The organism is Streptomyces sp. NPDC054786 (assembly GCF_053611685.1).
The window spans coordinates 1-19,701 of sequence record NZ_JBSHAW010000057.1; the positions used below are offsets into that span (position 1 = coordinate 1).

At 71.1% G+C, this 19,701-nt stretch carries 11 protein-coding genes; 7 read left to right on the plus strand and 4 right to left on the minus strand.

Features of this window, described 5'->3' with window-relative positions; translation table 11 throughout:
• Positions 1–661, minus strand: a 661-nt coding sequence (locus tag ACWGI6_RS34255; protein WP_453271109.1) for an Ig-like domain-containing protein, incomplete at its 3' end; no start/stop codon positions are given.
• A gap of 305 nt (positions 662–966) precedes the next feature.
• Here ACWGI6_RS34255 and glgX point away from each other — a divergent pair.
• The 3 genes from glgX to ACWGI6_RS34270 all read left to right on the plus strand — a co-directional run bounded on the left by glgX (position 967) and on the right by ACWGI6_RS34270 (position 7,290).
• Complete coding sequence (gene glgX, locus ACWGI6_RS34260; RefSeq protein ID WP_453271110.1) at positions 967–3,222, plus strand: glycogen debranching protein GlgX; 2,256 nt, start codon at positions 967–969, stop codon at positions 3,220–3,222.
• Positions 3,223–3,409: 187 nt separating this feature from the next.
• Complete coding sequence (locus ACWGI6_RS34265; RefSeq protein WP_453271111.1) at positions 3,410–5,392, plus strand: ABC transporter ATP-binding protein; 1,983 nt, start codon at positions 3,410–3,412, stop codon at positions 5,390–5,392.
• Positions 5,389–7,290 carry an ABC transporter ATP-binding protein gene (locus tag ACWGI6_RS34270; RefSeq protein WP_453271112.1) on the plus strand — a complete coding sequence of 634 codons (1,902 nt, stop codon included), beginning with the start codon at positions 5,389–5,391 and terminating at the stop codon, positions 7,288–7,290. Before ACWGI6_RS34265 ends, ACWGI6_RS34270 begins: the two co-directional genes overlap by 4 nt.
• Positions 7,291–7,496: 206 nt before the next feature.
• Here ACWGI6_RS34270 and ACWGI6_RS34275 read toward each other — a convergent pair whose 3' ends face one another.
• The 3 genes from ACWGI6_RS34275 to ACWGI6_RS34285 form a co-directional block, all read right to left on the minus strand.
• Positions 7,497–7,895, minus strand: coding sequence for a VOC family protein (locus ACWGI6_RS34275; protein ID WP_453271113.1), 399 nt, complete (start codon positions 7,893–7,895; stop codon positions 7,497–7,499).
• Between the two features lie 157 nt (positions 7,896–8,052).
• On the minus strand, positions 8,053–10,479 hold the full coding sequence (locus ACWGI6_RS34280) for an NACHT domain-containing protein (protein WP_453271114.1): 2,427 nt from the start codon (positions 10,477–10,479) through the stop codon (positions 8,053–8,055).
• Positions 10,463–10,633: a hypothetical protein gene (locus ACWGI6_RS34285; RefSeq protein WP_453271115.1), complete on the minus strand. Its 171-nt coding sequence runs from the start codon at positions 10,631–10,633 to the stop codon at positions 10,463–10,465. Before ACWGI6_RS34285 ends, ACWGI6_RS34280 begins: the two co-directional genes overlap by 17 nt.
• 398 nt (positions 10,634–11,031) lie before the next feature.
• On the opposite strand from ACWGI6_RS34285, the gene ACWGI6_RS34290 reads away from it, so the two are divergent.
• The 4 genes from ACWGI6_RS34290 to ACWGI6_RS34305 all read left to right on the plus strand — a co-directional run bounded on the left by ACWGI6_RS34290 (position 11,032) and on the right by ACWGI6_RS34305 (position 19,555).
• Positions 11,032–12,966, plus strand: a complete 1,935-nt coding sequence (locus tag ACWGI6_RS34290) for an ABC transporter transmembrane domain-containing protein (RefSeq protein ID WP_453271116.1) — start codon at positions 11,032–11,034, stop codon at positions 12,964–12,966.
• Complete coding sequence (locus ACWGI6_RS34295) at positions 12,963–14,843, plus strand: ABC transporter ATP-binding protein (protein WP_453271117.1); 1,881 nt, start codon at positions 12,963–12,965, stop codon at positions 14,841–14,843. Before ACWGI6_RS34290 ends, ACWGI6_RS34295 begins: the two co-directional genes overlap by 4 nt.
• A 512-nt stretch (positions 14,844–15,355) precedes the next feature.
• A complete protein-coding gene (locus tag ACWGI6_RS34300) occupies positions 15,356–17,635 on the plus strand; it encodes a M4 family metallopeptidase (RefSeq protein ID WP_453271118.1) in 2,280 nt (759 codons plus the stop codon).
• A gap of 288 nt (positions 17,636–17,923) precedes the next feature.
• The gene (locus ACWGI6_RS34305; RefSeq protein ID WP_453271119.1) at positions 17,924–19,555 is read left to right on the plus strand and encodes a M4 family metallopeptidase; all 1,632 of its coding nucleotides are present in this window, start codon (positions 17,924–17,926) and stop codon (positions 19,553–19,555) included.
• The last annotated feature ends 146 nt before the right edge of the window (positions 19,556–19,701 follow it).

Below are 19,701 nucleotides of genomic sequence, written 5' to 3' on the forward strand. Positions count from 1 at the left end.
AGCGCTCACGGGGCCGGAAGTCCAGCCGGCGGTGGCCGAACCAGTGGGCGGCGATCTCGACGGCGGGGCGGGCGCTGACCTTGACGGCGCGTTCGACGGCCGCGCGGTCGGCGATCGGCCGGTTGAAGGCCAGCGAGAAGATCAGGCCGGTGCCGACCGTGGCATCGCCCTGCGGCGAGAAGTGGCCGGTGAAGCGGCGGGTGGGCACGGAGGTGGTGAAGGTGGTGTGGCGGGCCGAGCGATGGCCCGCGCCGTCCAGCGCCACCGCGTCGACGGTGTACTTCGCGCCGAGTTGGAGGCGCGCGGGCACCGGCCGCCAGGTCATGCCGTCCGGGGAGAGCCGCCCGGCGACGGGATGCCGGCCGGCGTCCCCGGTCCGGCTGACCTCGACCCGCTCCAGCCGCCCTTCGGGCACCCGGACCTCGAACCGCCCGTCGGCCCGTACACCGTGCGCGCCGTTGTGCGGGGCGACCCTGATCGTCTCCTCCGGGGAGTGCGGTTTACCGGCGACGAACCCCTCCGCCTCCCCGCAGCCGGCCAGCGCCACCGCCCCGGCGAGCCCGGCCACTGCGGCGAGGACGACACGGGTACGGCGGGCCGCCCGCACCGCCGCCCCACGGCCCGCCCGGCTCCGCGCCCGGTCCGGCACCCGGCCCCGCACACGGACTCCCCCACGGCTCTTCGCTCGGTACCCTGCTCGGTCCTGCTGATGGGCGGTCATATACCTAATTGTGACGGATGATGCCTGCATGGGGAGGTATGCCGCGTAACGGAATGTCACGGACACTGCAGGGCAGAACTATGAGCCCTCACCGCGGGAAGCGTGAGGCAACGCCTGGTTGCGGGAAGAACAACAGGGAGGGCGGGGACACCTGCACGGCCGGGACTCCCTCCAGCTGACGCTGGGAGGTACCCCCATGCCAGGGACGCCGCCCGACCGAGCCATGAGCCGCAGGAGGCCGGCACGTGTCGAGCGCACCCGAGCAGGAGGCGGTGGCGGATGAACCACTCGCCCCACCCGCGGACATCCGCCCCGGCAGCCCCACACCACTGGGGGCCCGATACCGCACCGGACCCGATGGCATCGCCGGCACCAACTTCGCCCTGTGGGCGGGCGGCGCCGAGGCCGTGGAACTGTGTCTCTTCGACGACGCGGAGCGCGAGACGCGCCATGCGCTGACCGAGCTCACCCATGAGATCTGGCACGGCTTTCTGCCCGGTGTCCACCCCGGCCAGCGCTACGGCTACCGGGTGCACGGCCGCTGGGACCCCTGGACCGGCGCCCGCTGGAATCCGGCGAAGCTGCTGCTCGACCCGTACGCCAGGGCCGTGGACGGCGACTTCGGCACCCGTACGGAGCCGTCCGGCGCGGGGCTCGCGCTGCCGGCCCAGCTCTACGGCCATGTCCGTGACTGGCCGCAGCAGCAGGCCGCCGACACCGTGCGCGACGACCGGGACTCGGCGCCGTACGTCCCCAAGGGCGTCGTGGTCGGCGAGGACACCGGGGACGAGGGCGGCGTCGACGAATGGCAGGACGACCGCCGGCCCAAGACACCCTGGCCGGATTCCGTTCTCTACGAACTGCATGTGCGCGGCTTCACGATGCGTCATCCCGGTATCCCGGAGCGGCTGCGCGGCACCTATGCGGGGCTCGCGCACCCCGCCGCGCTGGAGCACCTCGTCCGGCTCGGCGTCACCGCCGTCGAGCTGCTGCCCGTCCACCAGTTCGCGCACGAGGACCATTTGGTGCGCCGGGGGCTGCGCAACTACTGGGGCTACAACTCCATCGGCTACTTCGCGCCACATGCCGGATATGCCGCCACCGGTACCCGGGGGCAGCAGGTCGGCGAGTTCAAGCGGATGGTGCGGGCGCTGCACGACGCCGGCATCGAGGTGATCCTCGACGTCGTCTACAACCACACCGCGGAGGCCGGCGAGCTGGGCCCGACGCTCTCCCTGCGGGGCATCGACAACCGCGGCTACTACCGCCTGGCGGGCGAGTCCCGCCGCTACGCCGACTACACCGGCTGCGGCAACACCCTGCATGTCGTCCAGCCCCATGTGCTGCGGCTGATCACCGATTCGCTGCGCTACTGGGTCACCGAGATGGGCGTGGACGGCTTCCGCTTCGATCTGGCGGCCGCGCTGGCCCGTTCCATGCACGACGTCGACATGCTCTCCCCGTTCCTCGCGGTGATCGCCCAGGACCCGGTGCTGCGCCGGGTCAAGCTGATCGCCGAGCCCTGGGACGTGGGCTCCGGCGGCTATCAGGTCGGCGCCTTCCCGCCGTTGTGGACGGAGTGGAACGACCGCTACCGCGACACCGTCCGCGACTTCTGGCGCGGCGCCCAGCACGATGTACGCGACCTGGGCTACCGGCTCTCCGGATCGAGCGACCTCTACGCCTGGGGCGGGCGCCGCCCCTACGCCTCGGTCAATTTCATCACCGCGCACGACGGTTTCACCCTCCGCGACCTGGTCAGCTACGAGCACAAACGCAATGCGGACAACGGGGAGGGCAACCGCGACGGCACCCACGACAACCGGTCCTGGAACTGCGGTGCCGAGGGCGAGACCGACGACCAGGAGGTGGCCGCGCTGCGCCGCCGCCAGCTGCGCAATCTGCTGACCACCCTGCTGCTGTCGACGGGCGTGCCGATGCTGGTCGCCGGCGACGAGATGGGCCGCACCCAGCACGGCAACAACAACGCCTACTGCCAGGACAACGCGACCAGTTGGCTCGACTGGTCACTGCTGGAGGACCCGCGGTGGCGCCCGCTGGCCGACCTCGCCGCCCGCCTCATCGCCCTGCGCCGCGCGCACCCCGTGCTCCGGCGCCGGGCGTTCTTCTCCGGGCGGCCGCATCAGCAGGGCGGTCTGCGCGATCTCGCCTGGTTCACCACGGACGGTACGGAGATGACCGAACAGGACTGGTACACCCCGGGAGCCACGCTGGGCATGTACCTCTCCGGGAACGACATCTCGCAACGCGACGCCCGGGGCATCCACATCGTCGACGACAGCTTCCTGGCCGTGCTCCACGCCGCCGACCGGCCCCGCCCGTTCACCCTCCCCGGACCGCCCTGGGCCCGCGCCTACGAACTCCTCGTCGACACGGCGCGGGAGGACCAGCCGGGGGCGGCGGAACCCCCGTACGCGGCGGGCGGCTCGCTCACGCTGGCCGGGCGGTCGGTGCTGCTGTTCCGGGCCGTTCCGGGCTGAGGGAGGCGGCGGGACGGTGGCGGGCGCACCTCGGCCGGCGGGACGGCCGGGCGGCGGCACGGGCCCGTCGGCGGCGGGACGGCGGGCCCGGCGGGCCATCGGTGTGCGGCTCGGAACAGCGGGCCGGGGCGGCCGGCCGGGAAAACCGCATGAGCGTTGTCAGTGACGCGCCTTACGCTCGCGAGTGATGGCCGATACCGCGCACACCTCGCCCCCGACCGACCGGACCGCCTTACCTCAACACTCCGCAGTGCGCTCGCTGTTGCGCCTGTGGCCGTTCGCCCGGCCCGTGCGGGCGCGCTTGTTCACCGCCGCGTTCGTCGCCGTGCTCGCCTCGTGCATCAGCCTGGTCATTCCGCTGGTGCTCAAGTGGCTGGTGGACGGGCCGGTGGCCGAGCGCGACCCGGGCGGGGTGTGGCTCGGTGGCGCCTGCCTCCTGCTGCTCGGGGTCGCGGAGGCCTTGCTGTTCGGGCTGCGGCGGCGGCTGGTGGCGCGTCCGCTGGCCGGGGTGGAGGCGGCGATGCGCGAGGCGCTGTACCACCATCTGCAGCGGCTCCCGGTCGCCTTCCACGATCGCTGGTCATCCGGCCAGTTGTTGTCGCGCGGCACGACCGACCTTCAGCTGCTGCGCCTGTTTCTTGCCTTCCCCCTGACCTTTCTGCTGGTCAACGCCACGACCATCCTGGTGGGCGCGGTGCTCCTGCTGGTCCAGCGCTGGTCGCTGGGGCTGGTGCTGCTGGCACCGGTGCTGCCGCTGATGGTGCTGTGCTCGGTCTTCGAGGCGAAGTACGGGCGCGCCGCGCGCCGGACCCAGGACCAGCTCGGCGATCTGACGACGGTGGTCGAGGAGTCGGTGCTCGGCATCCGCATCATCAAGGGCTTCGGTCGCCATCGCAGCCAGGCGCGGGCCTTCCGGCAGCTGACGCACGCGCTGCGTACGTCCGAACTCCGCAAGGCACGGCTGCTGGCCTGGATCCTGGGCTTCAACACCACGCTGCCGGAGATCGCGATCGGCGGCGCGCTGGTGCTCGGCACGCTCCAGGTGGCCGACGGCGTGCTGTCCGCGGGCACCCTCGTCGCCTTCCTGTCGGCCGCGCTGGCGCTGCGCTGGCCGGTGGAGTCGATGGGCTTCCTGCTGGCCATGAGCAACGAGGCCGCGGCGGCCACCGACCGGTACTTCGAGGTCATGGACGAGCCGGCGGTGGACGAACCGGGGACGGACGCACGGGTGGTCGCCGACGAACCGGCGACGGACGCACGAGCCGCCGATGTGCCGTCCCGGCACACACCGGCGCCGGACGCACCGGCGCCGGACGCACCCGCCCGACATGAACCGGTCCGGCATGAGCCCGTCCGACATGAGCCCGCCGCGCGGAAAAGCGCCACACAGGACGCGGCCCGGGAGATACCGGCGCCGCCCGGGACCGGCGGGCTGGTCTTCTCCGGCGTCGAGTTCCGCTACCCCGATGCGCCGCCGGACGCCCCGCCCCTCCTCAAGGACATCACCCTGCACATCCGGCCCGGCGAGACGATGGCGCTGGTCGGGGCGACAGGCAGCGGGAAGACCACCCTCACGGCGCTGGTGCCGCGGCTGTACGACCCGACCGCCGGCCGGATCAGCCTCGACGGACGCGATCTGGCGACCCTCAGCCGGGACGAGGCCCGTGCGCTGGTCGCGGTGGCCTTCGAGGAGCCGACGCTCTTCTCGGCGACCGCCGCGGAGAATGTGCTGATGGGCGGAGAAGGCGCCCAAGAGAGCGACCTCCGGCGGGCGTTGGCGGTGGCTCAGGCCGAGGGATTCGTCGGCGCCCTCCCCGAGGGCAGCGCGACCCAGGTCGGGGAGCAGGGGCTGAGTCTGTCCGGCGGGCAGCGACAGCGGCTCGCCCTGGCCCGTGCCGTCGTCGCCCGGCCGCGCTTCCTGATTCTCGACGACCCGCTCTCCGCACTCGATGTGCACACCGAGGCGCTGGTGGAGGCGGCGCTGCGGCGGGTCCTGGCGACCACCACCGCCCTGGTCGTCGCCCACCGGCCGTCCACGGTCCTGCTCGCCGACCGGGTGGCGCTGCTGTCCGGCGGCCGGATCGCCGCCGTCGGCACCCACCACCAACTGCTCCGGGACAACCCCGAGTACGTCACCCTGATGTCCGGCGAGGGAGAGGGCGCCCGATGACCACCACCGCAACCGGCCTCCCGTCCGACGACCCCGAGGACCGCCCCGGCCCGCAGCACCGGCCACCTTCCCCACCGCACCCCCCGAAGGCCGAGGGCTCCCCCGCCACCGACGCCTTCGCTCACGATGCGCTCCCCACCCCCAAGGGCGCCTCGCGCGCCCTGCTGGCCTCCCTGCTGGCGCCGCACCGGCGCCGGGTCTGGGCGGTGGCCCTTTCGCTGCTGCTCCAGCAGGCCGCGGTGCAGGCCGGTCCGCTGCTGGTCGCCTACGCGCTCGACCGCGCGGTGCCGGCGCTGCGGACGGGCGATCACGGGCCGCTGATCGCCGTGGCGGTGGCGGCGGTGGTGTGCGCGGTGGCGTCCGGCGGGCTGCAGTTCGGCTTCATCCAGCTCTCCGCGCGGGTCAGCCAGGATGTGCTGCTCGACCTCCGCGGCCGGATCTTCCGGCATGCACAGGCGCTGAGCCTGGACTTCCACGAGCGCTATACGTCCGGCCGGCTGATCTCCCGCGCCACCACGGATGTGGAGTCGCTGCGCGAACTCCTGGAGGAGGGGTTCCAGGAGCTGATCACGATCGTTCTCTCGACGGTCTACATCACCGCCACCCTGGTCTGTCTGGACTGGGGCTTCGGCGCGGCCACCCTCGCCTCCGCCGGGCCGCTCGCCCTCCTCGTCCGCTCCTTCCGGCACCGTTCGCACCGGATCTACAGCGCGAAGTCCACGGCGATGGCGGGCGTCATCGTGAAGTTCACCGAGACCCTCAACGGCATCCGCCCGGTGCAGGCGTTCCGCCGCGAGCGGCAGAACGACGCCGCGTTCTCACGGCTGAACCACGACCACGCCCGGATCAACGGCGACACCTTCCTGGAGATGGCGCGCTATGTCGTCCTCTCCCGGCTGGTGGCCAATACCGCGGTCGCCGCGATCGTCCTGTGGGGCGCCTACCGCGTGGCCACGGGAGGCCTGGCGCTCGGCGTGCTGGCCGCCGGGGTGCTCTATCTGCGGCGGCTGTACGACCCCATCGACCGGCTCGGAATGTTCCTCAACTCCTATGAGTCCGCGGCCGCTTCGCTCCAGAAGATCGCCGGACTGCTCGCCCGGCGCCCCGGTGTCCCGGAGCCGGACGTACCCGCCACGCTGCCGGCCGTCGCGGCCGCCCGGCCGGGCCGCGAGGTCACCTTCCGCGACGTCCGCTTCGCCTACCGCACGGGCGGCGAGGTGCTGCCCCGCTTCGATCTGACCCTCGCGGCGGGCACGACCGTCGCCGTGGTGGGCTCGACCGGCGCCGGCAAGTCCACCCTCGCCAAGCTGCTGGCCCGCTTCTACGACCCCACCGAGGGCCGGGTGCTGCTCGACGGCGTCGATCTGCGGGCGCTGTCCACCACCACCCTGCGCCGCGGTGTCGTCATGGTCACCCAGGAGGCGTTCCTGTTCTCCGGCACCGTCGCCGACAACATCGCCCTCGGCCGCCCGGACGCCACCCGCGAGGAGATCGAGCGCGCCGCGAAGGCCATCGGCGCCCATGACTTCATCACGGCCCTGCCGGACGCCTACGACACCGACGTCCGCAAGCGCGGCGGCCGTATCTCCGCCGGTCAGCGCCAACTGGTCGGCTTCGCCCGCGCCCTGCTCGCCGACCCCGCCGTCCTCATCCTCGACGAGGCCACCAGTTCGCTGGACATCCCCGGCGAACGCGCGGTGCAGCGCGCCATGGCCACGGTGCTGCAGGGCCGTACGGCCCTGGTGATCGCGCATCGCCTCTCGACCGTCGAGATCGCCGACCGGGTCCTGGTCATGGCCGACGGCCGGATCATCGAGGACGGCCCGCCCAAGCAACTCATCGCCGGCCGGGGCCGGTTCGCCGAGCTGCATCAGGCCTGGCGGGACAGTGTGGGGTAGCGGCGGACGGTGTAGGTTCCGCGTTTCGATGGACAACAGACCCATGAAGTGGGCAATGGATGAGCAATTTCACGGTTCCGTGGTCACTGACCGCTCTCAGTAACCACGGTCCTCCGCAGGGCGTCCCGCCCACCGCTCATATCACCGGCTCCGTCCCGCCCGGACGGGACATGAGCCATTGCTTTGGATTCTGCGTCGCTCCACCGTCACTCGGGCAGGTTCAGTTGCCAGGAGACGCCGAAGCGGTCGTTCACCCAGCCGAACTTGGCGCTGAAGCCGTACGAGCCCAGCGGCATGAGCTCCGTGCCCTGTTCGGCGAGGGCGCCGTAGAGGCGATCGAGCTCGGCCTCGGTATCGCACTCGACGAACAGGGATACCGCCGGAGTGAACCCGAAATTGTGCTTGACGTGGCTGTCGAAGCACATGAACCGCTGTCCGGCGAGTGAGAACGTGGCGCGCTGGACAGCGCCCTCCTCGCCGGGGCCGTCGGCGCCGTAGCGGGAGATGTCGACGACCTCGGCGTCCTCGAACAGCGACGTGTAGAAAGTCAGTGCCTCCTCCGCCCTGCCCTCGAACATGAGGAAAGTGGTGATCTTCTGTGGCATCGAGGCCATGGTGCCGCCTTCCGGGTGCTGGCGTCAGTGCTTGGAGGACGAGGCCTGCGGGCTGGACGAATACGACCTCATCGCTTGATCGCCATGGCCGGCACCTCCGATCCCCTTTCGATCACGGCCGGCTCATATGAAGCCCGCCGCGGTCTCTTCACTCTGCGGGATCGGGCTGGAGTGGCAGAGCATCTCCAGCCGGAGGAGTTTCCAGCGTAGGCAAGTCTTTTCTGGCTCGCACCATATCGGCTTCCGCACGGATCATGTCCGCATTTGCCCGCGTCCGCTCCGCATCAGCCTGCCCCCGAGCCTGCACGTATTTCGAGAGTCCCGTAAGCGTCCCCCCTACCAAGGCGCCGATAGCCGTAGCCATAGAGACGATTGTGGTGACGACGACAGGCGCATCAGAGGGCCCCAGACTGCCGTAATTTTGGAGTTTTTCAAGTATGTCGCGAGTGCCTGCCCAGGAGAGGAGCAGGAGTAGTGCCACTACAGTGGACAGAATTACCCAGGGGGGCGTCCTTTTAAGGAAGGCCATCCTGCTTTTCGTCACCTCTTCCTCATTTTGACGCACTTGGTATTGAGCTGAAAAGTGGTCTTGAAGTTGAGCGTGGCGGAATTGGTAGACCGCGCCGGCCTGGCGCAACACACCTCGCTGGTGAGCGTCGTCCAGGAAAGCGATCACTGCCCAGGGCAGCCGGCCGGTCAGTGGCAACCACATTCGCGAGAGGGCCACCCACTGGCCCCAAGCGGTCAAACTGAGCCCGCACCCGAGCCCACCACCGATCCCGAAAACGAGCCCGGCCAAGAGTCCGCGAACGGGCCCGGACATCAGCCCGAGGCCGAGCCCGGCCGGGAGCCCGATCACGAGCATCCACACGAGCATCTGGAAGGCCGCGTTCTTGCGGTTCGTGCTCAACAGGTCCGCGGCGCTGACCGCGGAGCTGATGTCCATGGGAACTTCCAGCCAGGCCATGATGCCGAACGCGAGCCCGGCCCCGAGCCCGACCTCGAGCGGGAACAGGAGCGCGCCCATGAGCCCGGCGTCCAGTCCGTCGTCGAACCCCAGCGGAGCGACCACGCACCTGTCCACGAGCACCAGCACGAGCGCGACCGGGAGCCCGAAGCCGAGCCCCAGCAGGAACCTGGGGACGACCTTGGCACGCCTCTGCCTGGTCGCGCCGAAGATCTGTATGCGTACGCGCGACGGCTCACGGGGCGCGCCCCCGGACACGAACCCGTACACGCATCCGAAGACCAGCCCGACGACGAGCCCGTGCAGGAGCCCGACCAGGAGCCCCCGGCCGAGCGCGAACCCGAGCCCCTGCTCGGTCGCGACCAGGTCCACGGGCAGGTTTCCGATGCCGGTCGTCACCCCGAAGGCCAGTGCGGCCAGGAACCCGACCACGAGCATGCGCGAAGAACGACGCATGGTGGTGCCCAGTTCCCACCAGGCCAGGTCGCGGGTGTCGAGCTCACGCAGGTGCACGGCGAGGTAGCCGAGATAGCGCTGGGCACGTTCGGGGTGCCACTGAGGGCGACGGCCGGTGCCGCGGCCGGTCGGTGTGGGGTCGTAGACGGCGGGGAGGAAGGCTGCCAGGAGATGGTCCTGCAGGGCTTCGGGGGAGGCGAACTTCTCGGTGTCCAGAAGACCTGCGGGGGCGTGCCCGGGAGCGTCGCTGAAGACAGTGCGGGCCAGGCCGACCATCAGTGGGGTGGCGAGCACCTTGGCGACGTTCGCCGCGCCCGGACTGCACGGCTCTTCGCGCAGCCGGGCCAGGACAGGTTCCCACCCGCTACTGTCCTCGCCGCTGTCCCTGACCGGTCGGCTGCCCCGGTGCAGGTAGTCGGCGTAGTCGTCCACGGTGAGGTCTTCCAGCTCAATGACGGCGGCCTCGGTGAGCACGCCGTTCTCCTCCACGGCCCGGCTGTACTCCGTGGGGCGGCTGGTGAGCAGCAGCGGCGTGGTGGTGCGGTTGAGCGCTCGCAGCGCCGCACCGTGCAGGCCGCTTGCGATCTCGTCGAAGCCGTCGAGAACAGGAAGGATCTTGTCCTCACCGAGCAGAAGAGCGGCCAGATTTCCTCCGTTCCCGGCGGGAGCTGCCAGGAAGGGGTGGTCGCGCACCAGTTGGCTGCACAGCCAGTCATCGAGTGAGGTGGTGGCCGGATCCCAGGAACCCAGACCGAAGATCACCGGTACCCGGTCGCCGGCGGCACGGGCCCTCAGCCAGTCGAGGACGAAGTACAGGGTCAGGATCGTCTTGCCGGACCCGGCCTCCCCCAGCACCACCAGCCGACGGGACGGAATGGACCCGTACACCCCCACGATCCGGTCGAGCTGACCATCCAGCGGGAGGGGCGCCGAGTGCGTCCCGGACGGAAGTTGACGGATATTGGCCCAGTGATCGAACACATCCCGGCCGGTGCACCCGAAGCGCACGGCGAGCGGGAACGGGTCCCCGACGCGCCGCCACTGCCCCTCGCGACGCCATTGCCCGTACACATCGCGGGCGAGTCGCTCGGCCGCCTCTCCCGGTCCGGCTCGAACACCCCACCGGCTGCGGCGCTCATCGCTCGTGCGCATCGGCGGGCCCGGAAGCGAACAGCGGGTTGCTCGACCCGGTCAGGGTCGGGTGCAACGCCGACTTGATGCGCTGGGTCGAGGTGGTGCCCACCGCCGCGTCCGCACCGGACTCCACCACCCGCAGATCCCGGATCACACTGGCTAACTCGATCACGCCACGCCCCCTTTGCCGAGCTCACCGGTCACCCAGGACTGTAGACCTCTGACGCATCCCTGACCGCTGGGCCGGCGGATCTTTGCTGGGGATCCCGGCAGCAAAGGACCGTTGACGGCAACGTCAGCCGCAGCTGCTCCTGCCCTCATCGAGCAGACCGCGCCCGGTGTCTCGGAGGCACAGGCCGTACGCCCGGAACGGCCATGGCCGTCCGGCCGCCGGGGGCTATCCATGGCCGGTGAACCCCGGTCAGCGAAACCGGAGTTCACCGAGACGTTTCCGCAGGACGCGGTGCTCACGGATGCGGCCCTACAGGACGGCAGGGCCGTACGAAGGGGCGGACGCATGAGGCAGCGGACGGCATGATGGCGAAGACCAGATGAGGGGGCGGACGGCATATGACGGACACCACGAGCGGCCAGGGGATTCCCGGCCATCGCACTGCCGGTCGGTATCTGTGGTGGCTGGTGGCCGGCCAGCGGGGGCGGGTGGCGGCGGGCGCCTCGTACGGGAGCCTGTGGATGGTGGGGCTGATGCTGCCGCCGTATGTACTGTCACGGGCCATCGACGACGGGCTGGTCCCGGGCCGGATGCCGGTGCTGCTCGGCTGGGTGGCGGTGCTGCTCGGGGTCGGGGCGCTGAACGCCTCGCTGGCGGTCATGCGGCATCGCACGATGACCCGCATCCGGATGGACGCCACCTTCCGTACGGTGCGCGCCGTTGTGGCGCAGACGCTGCGGCTGGGGGCGGCGCTGCCCCACAAGGTGACGGCCGGGGAGGTCGTCACGATCGGGATCGGCGATGTGGCGGTGATCAGCCGGACGCTGACGATGACCGGGCCCGGCGTCGGCGGGGTGCTGGCGTATGCGGTCGTCGCCGTACTGCTGCTGGCCGTCTCGCCGCTGCTGGCCGTGGTGGTGCTGCTGGGTGTGCCGCTGCTCGCGGTGCTGGTCGGACCGCTGCTGGGGCGGCTGCAGGGCGCGGAGACGCGGTATCGCGAGCGGCAGAGCGGGCTGGCGACGCGGCTGACGGACCTGGTCGGCGGGCTGCGGGTGCTCAACGGCCTGGGCGGGAAAGAGGTGTTCGCCGGCCGCTACCGGCGCGCGTCGCAGGCGCTGCGCGGCGAGGGGTACCGCGTCGGTGCGGTGACGAGCTGGGTGCAGGCCCTCGGGATCGGCCTGCCGACGCTGTTCCTGGCCGCGGTGACCTGGCCGGCGGCGCGGATGGCGGCCCAAGGCACCCTCACCGTGGGCGAGTTGGTGGCGGTATACGGCTATGCGGCGGCGCTGGTGGTGCCGGTGTCGTTCTTCGTCGAGGGCGGCTACGACCTCACCCGGGGGCTGGTGGCCGCCCGTCGTGTCGTACGGTTCCTGGCGCTGGAGCCGGACCGCGCGTACCCCGCGGACCGCAACGACCCCGCGGACCGCACGGGGGACACCGGCGCGGCGCAGGACGCTCCCGCCGTCGCATCCGCGCTGCGTGATCCGGCGTCGGGCGTCGAGGTGGTTCCCGGACTGCTGACCGCGGTGGCCGCCGCCCGCCCGGCCGAGTCGGCGGCGGTGGTCGACCGCCTCGGCCGGTTCGCGGGTTCGGCCGCGACCTGGGGCACGGTACGTCTCGACGAGATGGCGCCACGGCAGCTCCGCGACCGGATCCTGGTGGCGGACAACGAAGCGGATCTGTTCGCCGGGACGCTGCGCGAGGTGGTCGGCGGGCGACGGGACCGGGCCGAGGAGGCGATCGACCGCGCCGTCCGTACGGCCATGGCCGAGGACATCGTCCGTGGTCTGCCGGACGGGCTCGACGCACCGGTCGAGGCGCAGGGCCGCAATCTCTCCGGCGGGCAGCGGCAGCGGCTGCGCCTGGTGCGGGCGCTGCTGGCCGACCCCGAGGTGCTGCTCGCCGTCGAACCGACCTCGGCGGTCGACGCGCACACCGAGGCGGGTATCGCGACCCGGCTGCACACCGCCCGCGCGGGCCGTACCACGGTGGTCACCAGCACCTCGCCCCTGCTGCTCGACCGGGCCGACCGGGTGTACTTCCTCGTCGACGGCACGGTCGCGGCCGTCGGCAGTCATCGTGAACTCCTCGACGGGCAGCCCGGATACCGCCGCCTGGTCTCCCGGGGCGAGGACGAGGAAGACGGGGGCGAGAGCGCGCGCGATGACAGGGACGGTGACGGGGACAGGGACGGGGACGGGAACGGGGACAGGAACGGGGACAGGGACAGGAACGGGAACAGGGACGGGGATGGGGACGGGGATGGGGAAGGCGACGGCACCCACACCGTGAGGACTCCCGAGGTGTCCGTGGCAGAGGAGGGCGTGCGATGACGGCGACCACCACCCGGCCCGGACGGACCGACGACGACGGGCTGCCGGACGGCGCGGCGCTGCCGGTGGCCGATCGGTCCACCACCCGGCGGGCGGCGCTCCGGCTGATCCGGCGGGACGGCCGGGCCTTCGCCCTGATGCTCGCGCTCAACGCACTGGCCGCCGGCGCCGGACTGGCCGGCCCCTGGCTGCTCGGCCGGATCGTGGACGCGGTGCGGGACGGCGGCGGGGTGCACACGGTGGACCGGCTGGCGCTGATCCTCCTGGTGTGCGCGGCGGCACAGCTGCTGCTGGCGCGGTACGCCCGGTTCGTCGGGCACCGCTTCGGGGAGCGGACCGTGGCGCGGATCCGCGAGGAGTTCGTCGACCGGGCGCTGGCGCTGCCCGCCGCGACGGTGGAGCGGGCGGGTACCGGCGATCTGACGGCCCGTGGCACGTCGGACGTCACCTCGGTCGCGCAGACGCTGCGGGACGCCGCGCCGGAGGTGTTCATCGCCGTGTCGCAGGCCCTGTTCCTGCTGGCCGCGGTGGTGGTGCTCGATCCGCTGCTCGGCGCCTGCGGGCTGGGGATGCTGTGCGGCCTGGCCGCGGTCCGGTGGTATCTGCGCCGGGCACACACCGCGTATCTGGCGGAGGGGGCGGCGACCTCGGCGCTCGCCGAGCTGCTGGCGGCCACCGCGGCGGGCGCCCGGACCGTCGAGGCCCTGGGGCTCGAGGAGCGCCGGACGGCTGCGAGCGAGCAGGCCATCGAGCGGTGCCGCCGCACCCGTACCCGCACGCTCTTCCTGCGCAGCGTGCTGCTGCCCGCCGTGGATGCCTCGTACGTCCTCCCGGTGGTCGGCGTGCTGCTGGTCGGCGGGGCGCTGCAGGGGCAGGGCGGGATCAGCCTGGGCGTGGTGGTTTCCGCGGCGCTGTATCTGCGGCAGCTGTCCGGGCCGCTGGAGACGATCATGCTCTGGATCGAGCAACTGCAGAGCAGCGGCGCCGCGTTCGCCCGCGTCGAGGGCCTGGGCGCGGCACCCCGGACCACCGGCGCCGCCCCTGCGGCCCTCCTGCCCCACCCTTCCCCGGAGCCATCCCTCGCGGCACCCGCCACACCTGCCGCACCCGCCGACGACCGCATCGACGTCAGCGCCGTCCACTACGCCTACGACACCGGGGACGACGGCCCGCGCGGCGCCGCACCTCGCGACGTCCTGCACGGCGTGGACCTGACCGTCCGCCCCGGCGAACGCCTCGCCGTGGTCGGCCCCTCGGGAGCCGGCAAATCCACCCTGGGGCGGCTGCTGGCCGGTATCGACGCGCCGCGCAGCGGCTCGGTGACGGTCGGCCGGGTGCCCATCGCCGCGCTGGATCCGGAGACGCTGCGCCGGCAGGTCGTCCTCGTGACACAGGAGCACCACGTCTTCCTCGGCACCGTCCGGGACAATCTGCAGATCGCCGCGCCCGACGCGGACGACGTCACGCTGCGCGCCGCGCTGGCCGCCGTCGGGGCCGACTGGGCCGAGGAGCTGCCGGCCGGCCTGGACACCGAACTGGGCGCCGGCGGCCACCGCCCCGACGGCGCGCAGTCCCAGCAACTGGCCCTGGCCCGTGTGGTGCTGGCGGGTCCGCACACCCTGATCCTGGACGAGGCGACGGCGCTGCTCGACCCCCGTACGGCGCGGCACACGGAGCGCGCCCTGGCCGCCGTCCTGAAGGGCCGTACGGTCATCGCCATCGCGCACCGTCTGCACACCGCTCACGACGCGGACCGGGTGGCCGTCATGGAGGCCGGCCGGCTGTCCGAACTCGGCACGCACGACGAGCTGGTGGCGGCGAACGGCGCGTATGCCGCCCTGTGGCACTCCTGGCACGGCCAGGGGGTGTCCGGCTGACCGGCCCGACGCCACCGCGGACGGCGGCCCGCGGTGGCATGCGCTCCGGGCGGAGCGGGCGGTGCGGGCGCCGGTATGCCCCGGAGCCCGCGGAGGGGCGTGGAGGCGGATCTTCCTGGGACGGGATCCGGACGGCTATGAGCTGCTGTTCCCGCGGTTTTCGGAGGTTTGAAAGGGCGGGACGGGATCGCGCGGCCGATCACGGGCCGTCCGCCTTCCGGACACCGATTTCGCGCAACGGACGGTTTCCGGCCAATTCATTGAACGGTGCCTGACAACAAGCCACTTGCGGTGGGACTCTTCCCCGCAACCGCCGCACGGATCCCCACAGCACCCCATCCCGCGGCCGCAGGTTCCACCTGCTCCACCCGTACCACCCGTACGTCCAGCACCTCCGTACGTCTCCCCCCACACGCTCCAGAGTTCTGCCTCGCTCTGCCCGGACGGCCGCTTCGCCGCCCGGTCCCCCTCGGCCGCACCGCTCCACAGCGGCCACCGCAGAAGGAGTCAGTGTGAGACGCACCCCCCATGGACGCGCCGTTGCGACCGGCGCACTCGTCGCCGTCACGGCGATGCTGGCAGTCGGCGTTCAGGCCGGTACCGGCACGGCGGCCGCCCCGCGGCCGGGCACCACACATGCCACCCCCGATCCCGGCGCACTGCCCGCCAAGCTGTCCCCGTCCCAGCGTGCGGAGCTGATACGGGCAGCCGGCGCCACCACCGCCGAGACCGCGCGGCAGCTGAAGCTCGGCGCGAAGGAGAGGCTGGTCGTCAAGGACGTCTCGAAGGACGTCGACGGCACCGTCCACACGCGCTACGAGCGCACCTACGACGGGCTGCCCGTCCTCGGCGGCGACCTCGTGGTGCACGAGAGCAAGGGCGGCACCCTCAAGGGCGTCACCAAGGCCGTACGCTCCCAGCTCAAGGTCGCCGGCACCACCGCGAAGGTGAAGCCGGCCGCGGCCGAGGCGAAGGCCGTCAAGTCGGCGCAGGCGCTCGGGTCGAAGAAGACCGAGGCCGCGAAGGCACCGCGCAAGGTGGTCTGGGTCGCCGACGGCAAGCCGCTGCTGGCGTACGAGACGGTGGTCGGCGGGCTGCAGGACGACGGCACCCCCAACCAGCTGCACGTCATCACGGATGCCACGACCGGCGCCAAGATCTTCGAGTACCAGGGGATCGAGAAGGGCGTCGGCAACAGCGAGTACAGCGGCAAGGTCACCATCGGGACCTCGGGCTCGGCCCCGAACTTCTCGATGACCGACGCCACTCGCGGCAACCACAAGACCTACGACCTCAAGCACGGGTCGTCCGGGACCGGCACGCTGTTCACCGACGCGGACGACACCTGGGGTGACGGCACGACGCAGAACGCGCAGACGGCCGGCGTCGACGCGGCCTACGGCGCGCAGGAGACCTGGGACTACTACAAGAACGTGCACGGCCGCAGCGGCATCCGCGGTGACGGCGTGGGCGCCTACTCCCGCGTGCACTACGGCAACAGCTACGTCAACGCCTTCTGGGACGACGGCTGCTTCTGCATGACGTACGGCGACGGCAGCGGCAACGCCGACCCGCTGACCGCCATCGACGTGGCCGGCCACGAGATGTCGCACGGTGTCACCGCGGCCACCGCCAACCTCACCTACAGCGGTGAGTCCGGCGGTCTCAACGAGGCGACCTCGGACATCTTCGGCACGTCCGTCGAGTTCTACGCCAACAACGCCGCCGACCCCGGTGACTACCTCATCGGCGAGAAGATCGACATCAATGGCGACGGCACTCCGCTGCGCTACATGGACAAGCCGTCCAAGGACGGTGCGTCGGCCGACTACTGGTCGAGCAACGTCGGCAACAAGGACGTGCACTACTCGTCCGGTGTCGCCAACCACTACTTCTACCTGCTGTCCGAGGGCAGCGGCCCGAAGGACATCGGCGGCGTCCACTACGACAGCCCGACCTCCGACGGTCTGCCGGTCCCGGGCATCGGCCGGGCCAACGCCGAGAAGGTCTGGTTCAAGGCACTCAGCCAGTACATGAGCGCCAACACCAACTACGCCGGCGCCCGTACCGCGACCCTGCAGGCCGCGGCGGACCTGTTCGGCCAGGGCAGCGCGTCGTACAACACGGTCGCCAACACCTGGGCGGCGGTCAACGTCGGCTCCCGCGTCCCGGACGGCGGCGGGGTCACCGTCACCAACCCGGGCAACCAGAGCAGCACCGTGGGCCAGCCGGCCAGCCTGCAGATCAAGGCGACCAGCGGCACCGCGGGCGCACTCTCGTACGCGGCGACCGGCCTGCCCGCCGGGCTGTCGCTCAACGCGACGTCCGGTCTGATCTCCGGTACGCCGACCACGGCCGGCACCAGCAATGTGACGGTCACGGTCACCGACGCCGCGAAGAAGACGGGTACGGCCGCCTTCACCTGGACGGTCAGCACCTCCGGCGGCGGCAGCGTCTTCGAGAACACCGACGACGTGGCGATTCCGGACGCGGGCGCCGCGGTCACCTCACCGATCAATGTGGGCCGCACCGGTGACGCGCCGAGCACCCTCAAGGTCGCGGTGGACATCGTGCACACCTACCGCGGTGACCTGGTCGTGGACCTGATCGCCCCGGACGGTACGGCCTACCGGCTGAAGAACTCCAGCGCGTTCGACTCGGCGGCCAACGTGAAGACGACCTACACCGTCAACGCCTCCTCGGAGAAGGCGAGCGGGACCTGGAAGCTGCGGGTTCAGGACGTCTACTCTCAGGACTCCGGCTACATCAACGGCTGGAAGCTGACGTTCTGATCGGTCCTCGGCACGCAGCCGTCACCCTCGTGTGACATAGGCGGGTCGGCGGATCACCGCACTCGGCAACTGACCTGCTGGGCAAACCCGTTGGGCGTCACTCCCGGATCTCCGGGGGTGGCGCCCAGCTCCGTTATACGAACAGCGATCACCTCTCTACGGACAATTTTCAGCCAAACTCCGAACACCCTCCTGACATGCACGCGTTCGAATGGCAGTCTTCCCGAACGCACGTCACACCCGCATCGCTTTGCACCCCCACCTCTTGGCAAAGTTGAAGGAGCACGCGTGACCCCCCACATGTCCCGTAAGACCCGTGTCGCCGGTACCGCAATCGCGGCGGCGGCCCTCCTGGCCGCCGGCATCACCGCAGGTACCGCCGGCGCCTCCTCCGTCCAGGCCCCCACCGCGGACGGTTCCCCGCTCAAGCTGAGCGCCTCGCACCGCGCGGAACTGCTGCGCGACGCGAGCACCACCAAGGCGCAGACCGCCAAGGAACTCGGTCTGGGCGCCCAGGAGAAGCTGGTCGTCAAGGACGTCATCAAGGACGCCGACGGCACCACGCACACCCGCTACGACCGCACCTACGCCGGACTTCCGGTCCTCGGCGGCGACCTGGTCGTGCACACCGCCAAGGGCGGCGCGATCAAGAGCACCACCAAGTCGACCGGCAAGTCGGTCAAGGTGGCCTCCACCACGGCGAAGATAGCCCCGACCGCCGCCGCGCAGTCGGCGCAGGGCACCGCCGCGAAGTCGCTCAGCGCGAAGAAGGCCGACGCGCAGACGCCCAAGAAGGTCGTCTGGGCCGCCTCCGGCACGCCCGTCCTCGCCTACGACACCATCGTCAAGGGCGTCAAGAAGGACGGCACCCCCAGCCGGATGCACATCATCACCGACGCCGACAGCGGCAAGAAGCTGTTCCAGTACGACGAGATCCGTACCGGCAAGGGCGAGAGCGAGTTCAGCGGCAGCGTCGAGCTGGGCACCACCAAGGAGGGCAGCGGCTTCACGCTGACCGACAAGGAGCGCGGCGGTCACAAGACCACCGACCTGGGCAACAGCGAGTCCGGTGACGGCAAGGCCTTCACGGACGAGGACGACAACTGGGGCACCGGCAAGCCCGACAACCCGCAGACCGCGGCCGTCGACGCGCACTACGGTGCCGCCGAGACCTGGGACTACTACAAGACCGTCCACGGCCGCAGCGGCATCAAGGGCGACGGCAAGGGTGCCTCCTCGCGCGTCCACTACGGCAACAACTACGTCAACGCCTTCTGGGACGACAGCTGCTTCTGCATGACGTACGGCGACGGCGAGGGCAACAAGGCCCCGCTCACCGCCATCGACGTCGCGGCGCACGAGATGTCGCACGGTGTCACCTCGGCCACCGCCAACCTCACCTACAGCGGTGAGTCCGGCGGCCTGAACGAGGGCACCTCGGACATCTTCGGTACCTCGGTCGAGTTCTACGCCAAGAACGACAAGGACCCGGGCGACTACCTCATCGGCGAGAAGATCGACATCAACGGTGACGGCACGCCGCTGCGCTACATGGACAAGCCGTCCAAGGACGGTCAGTCGAAGGACTTCTGGGACTCCAGCACCGGTGGCCTCGACCCGCACTACTCCTCGGGTGTCGCCAACCACTTCTTCTACCTGCTGTCCGAGGGCAGCGGCCCGAAGGAGATCGGTGGGGTCAAGTACGACAGCCCGACGGCGGACAACTCCAAGGTCGAGGGCATCGGCCGGGACAAGGCCGAGAAGATCTGGTTCAAGGCCCTGACCGAGTACATGACCTCGAACACCGACTACAAGGCCGCCCGTGAGGCGACCATCAAGGCAGCCACCGACCTGTACAAGGCCGGCAGCCCCGAGGTCAAGGGCGTCGAGGCCGCCTGGACCGGTGTCGCCGTCAAGTGACGCACCGAGCGGGAACGTGCTGAACGTCCCGGGGTGAACCACCCCGGAGCGGGCGGTGTCCGGAGAGAGTTTCTCCGGACACCGCTTTCGCGTGTCACGGGGAGGGCGGACGGGGCCCCGCCGGATGCCCGGCGCCGGCCCGGGCC

What these genes read in the sequence shown, in the direction of transcription:
- ACWGI6_RS34265 (WP_453271111.1), top strand. Translation starts at nt 3,410, where the DNA reads ATGGCCGATACCGCGCACACCTCGCCCCCGACCGACCGGACCGCCTTA.
- ACWGI6_RS34270 (WP_453271112.1), top strand. Translation starts at nt 5,389, where the DNA reads ATGACCACCACCGCAACCGGCCTCCCGTCCGACGACCCCGAGGACCGC.
- ACWGI6_RS34275 (WP_453271113.1), bottom strand. Translation starts at nt 7,895, where the DNA reads ATGCCACAGAAGATCACCACTTTCCTCATGTTCGAGGGCAGGGCGGAG.
- ACWGI6_RS34280 (WP_453271114.1), bottom strand. Translation starts at nt 10,479, where the DNA reads ATGCGCACGAGCGATGAGCGCCGCAGCCGGTGGGGTGTTCGAGCCGGA.
- ACWGI6_RS34290 (WP_453271116.1), top strand. Translation starts at nt 11,032, where the DNA reads ATGACGGACACCACGAGCGGCCAGGGGATTCCCGGCCATCGCACTGCC.
- ACWGI6_RS34295 (WP_453271117.1), top strand. Translation starts at nt 12,963, where the DNA reads ATGACGGCGACCACCACCCGGCCCGGACGGACCGACGACGACGGGCTG.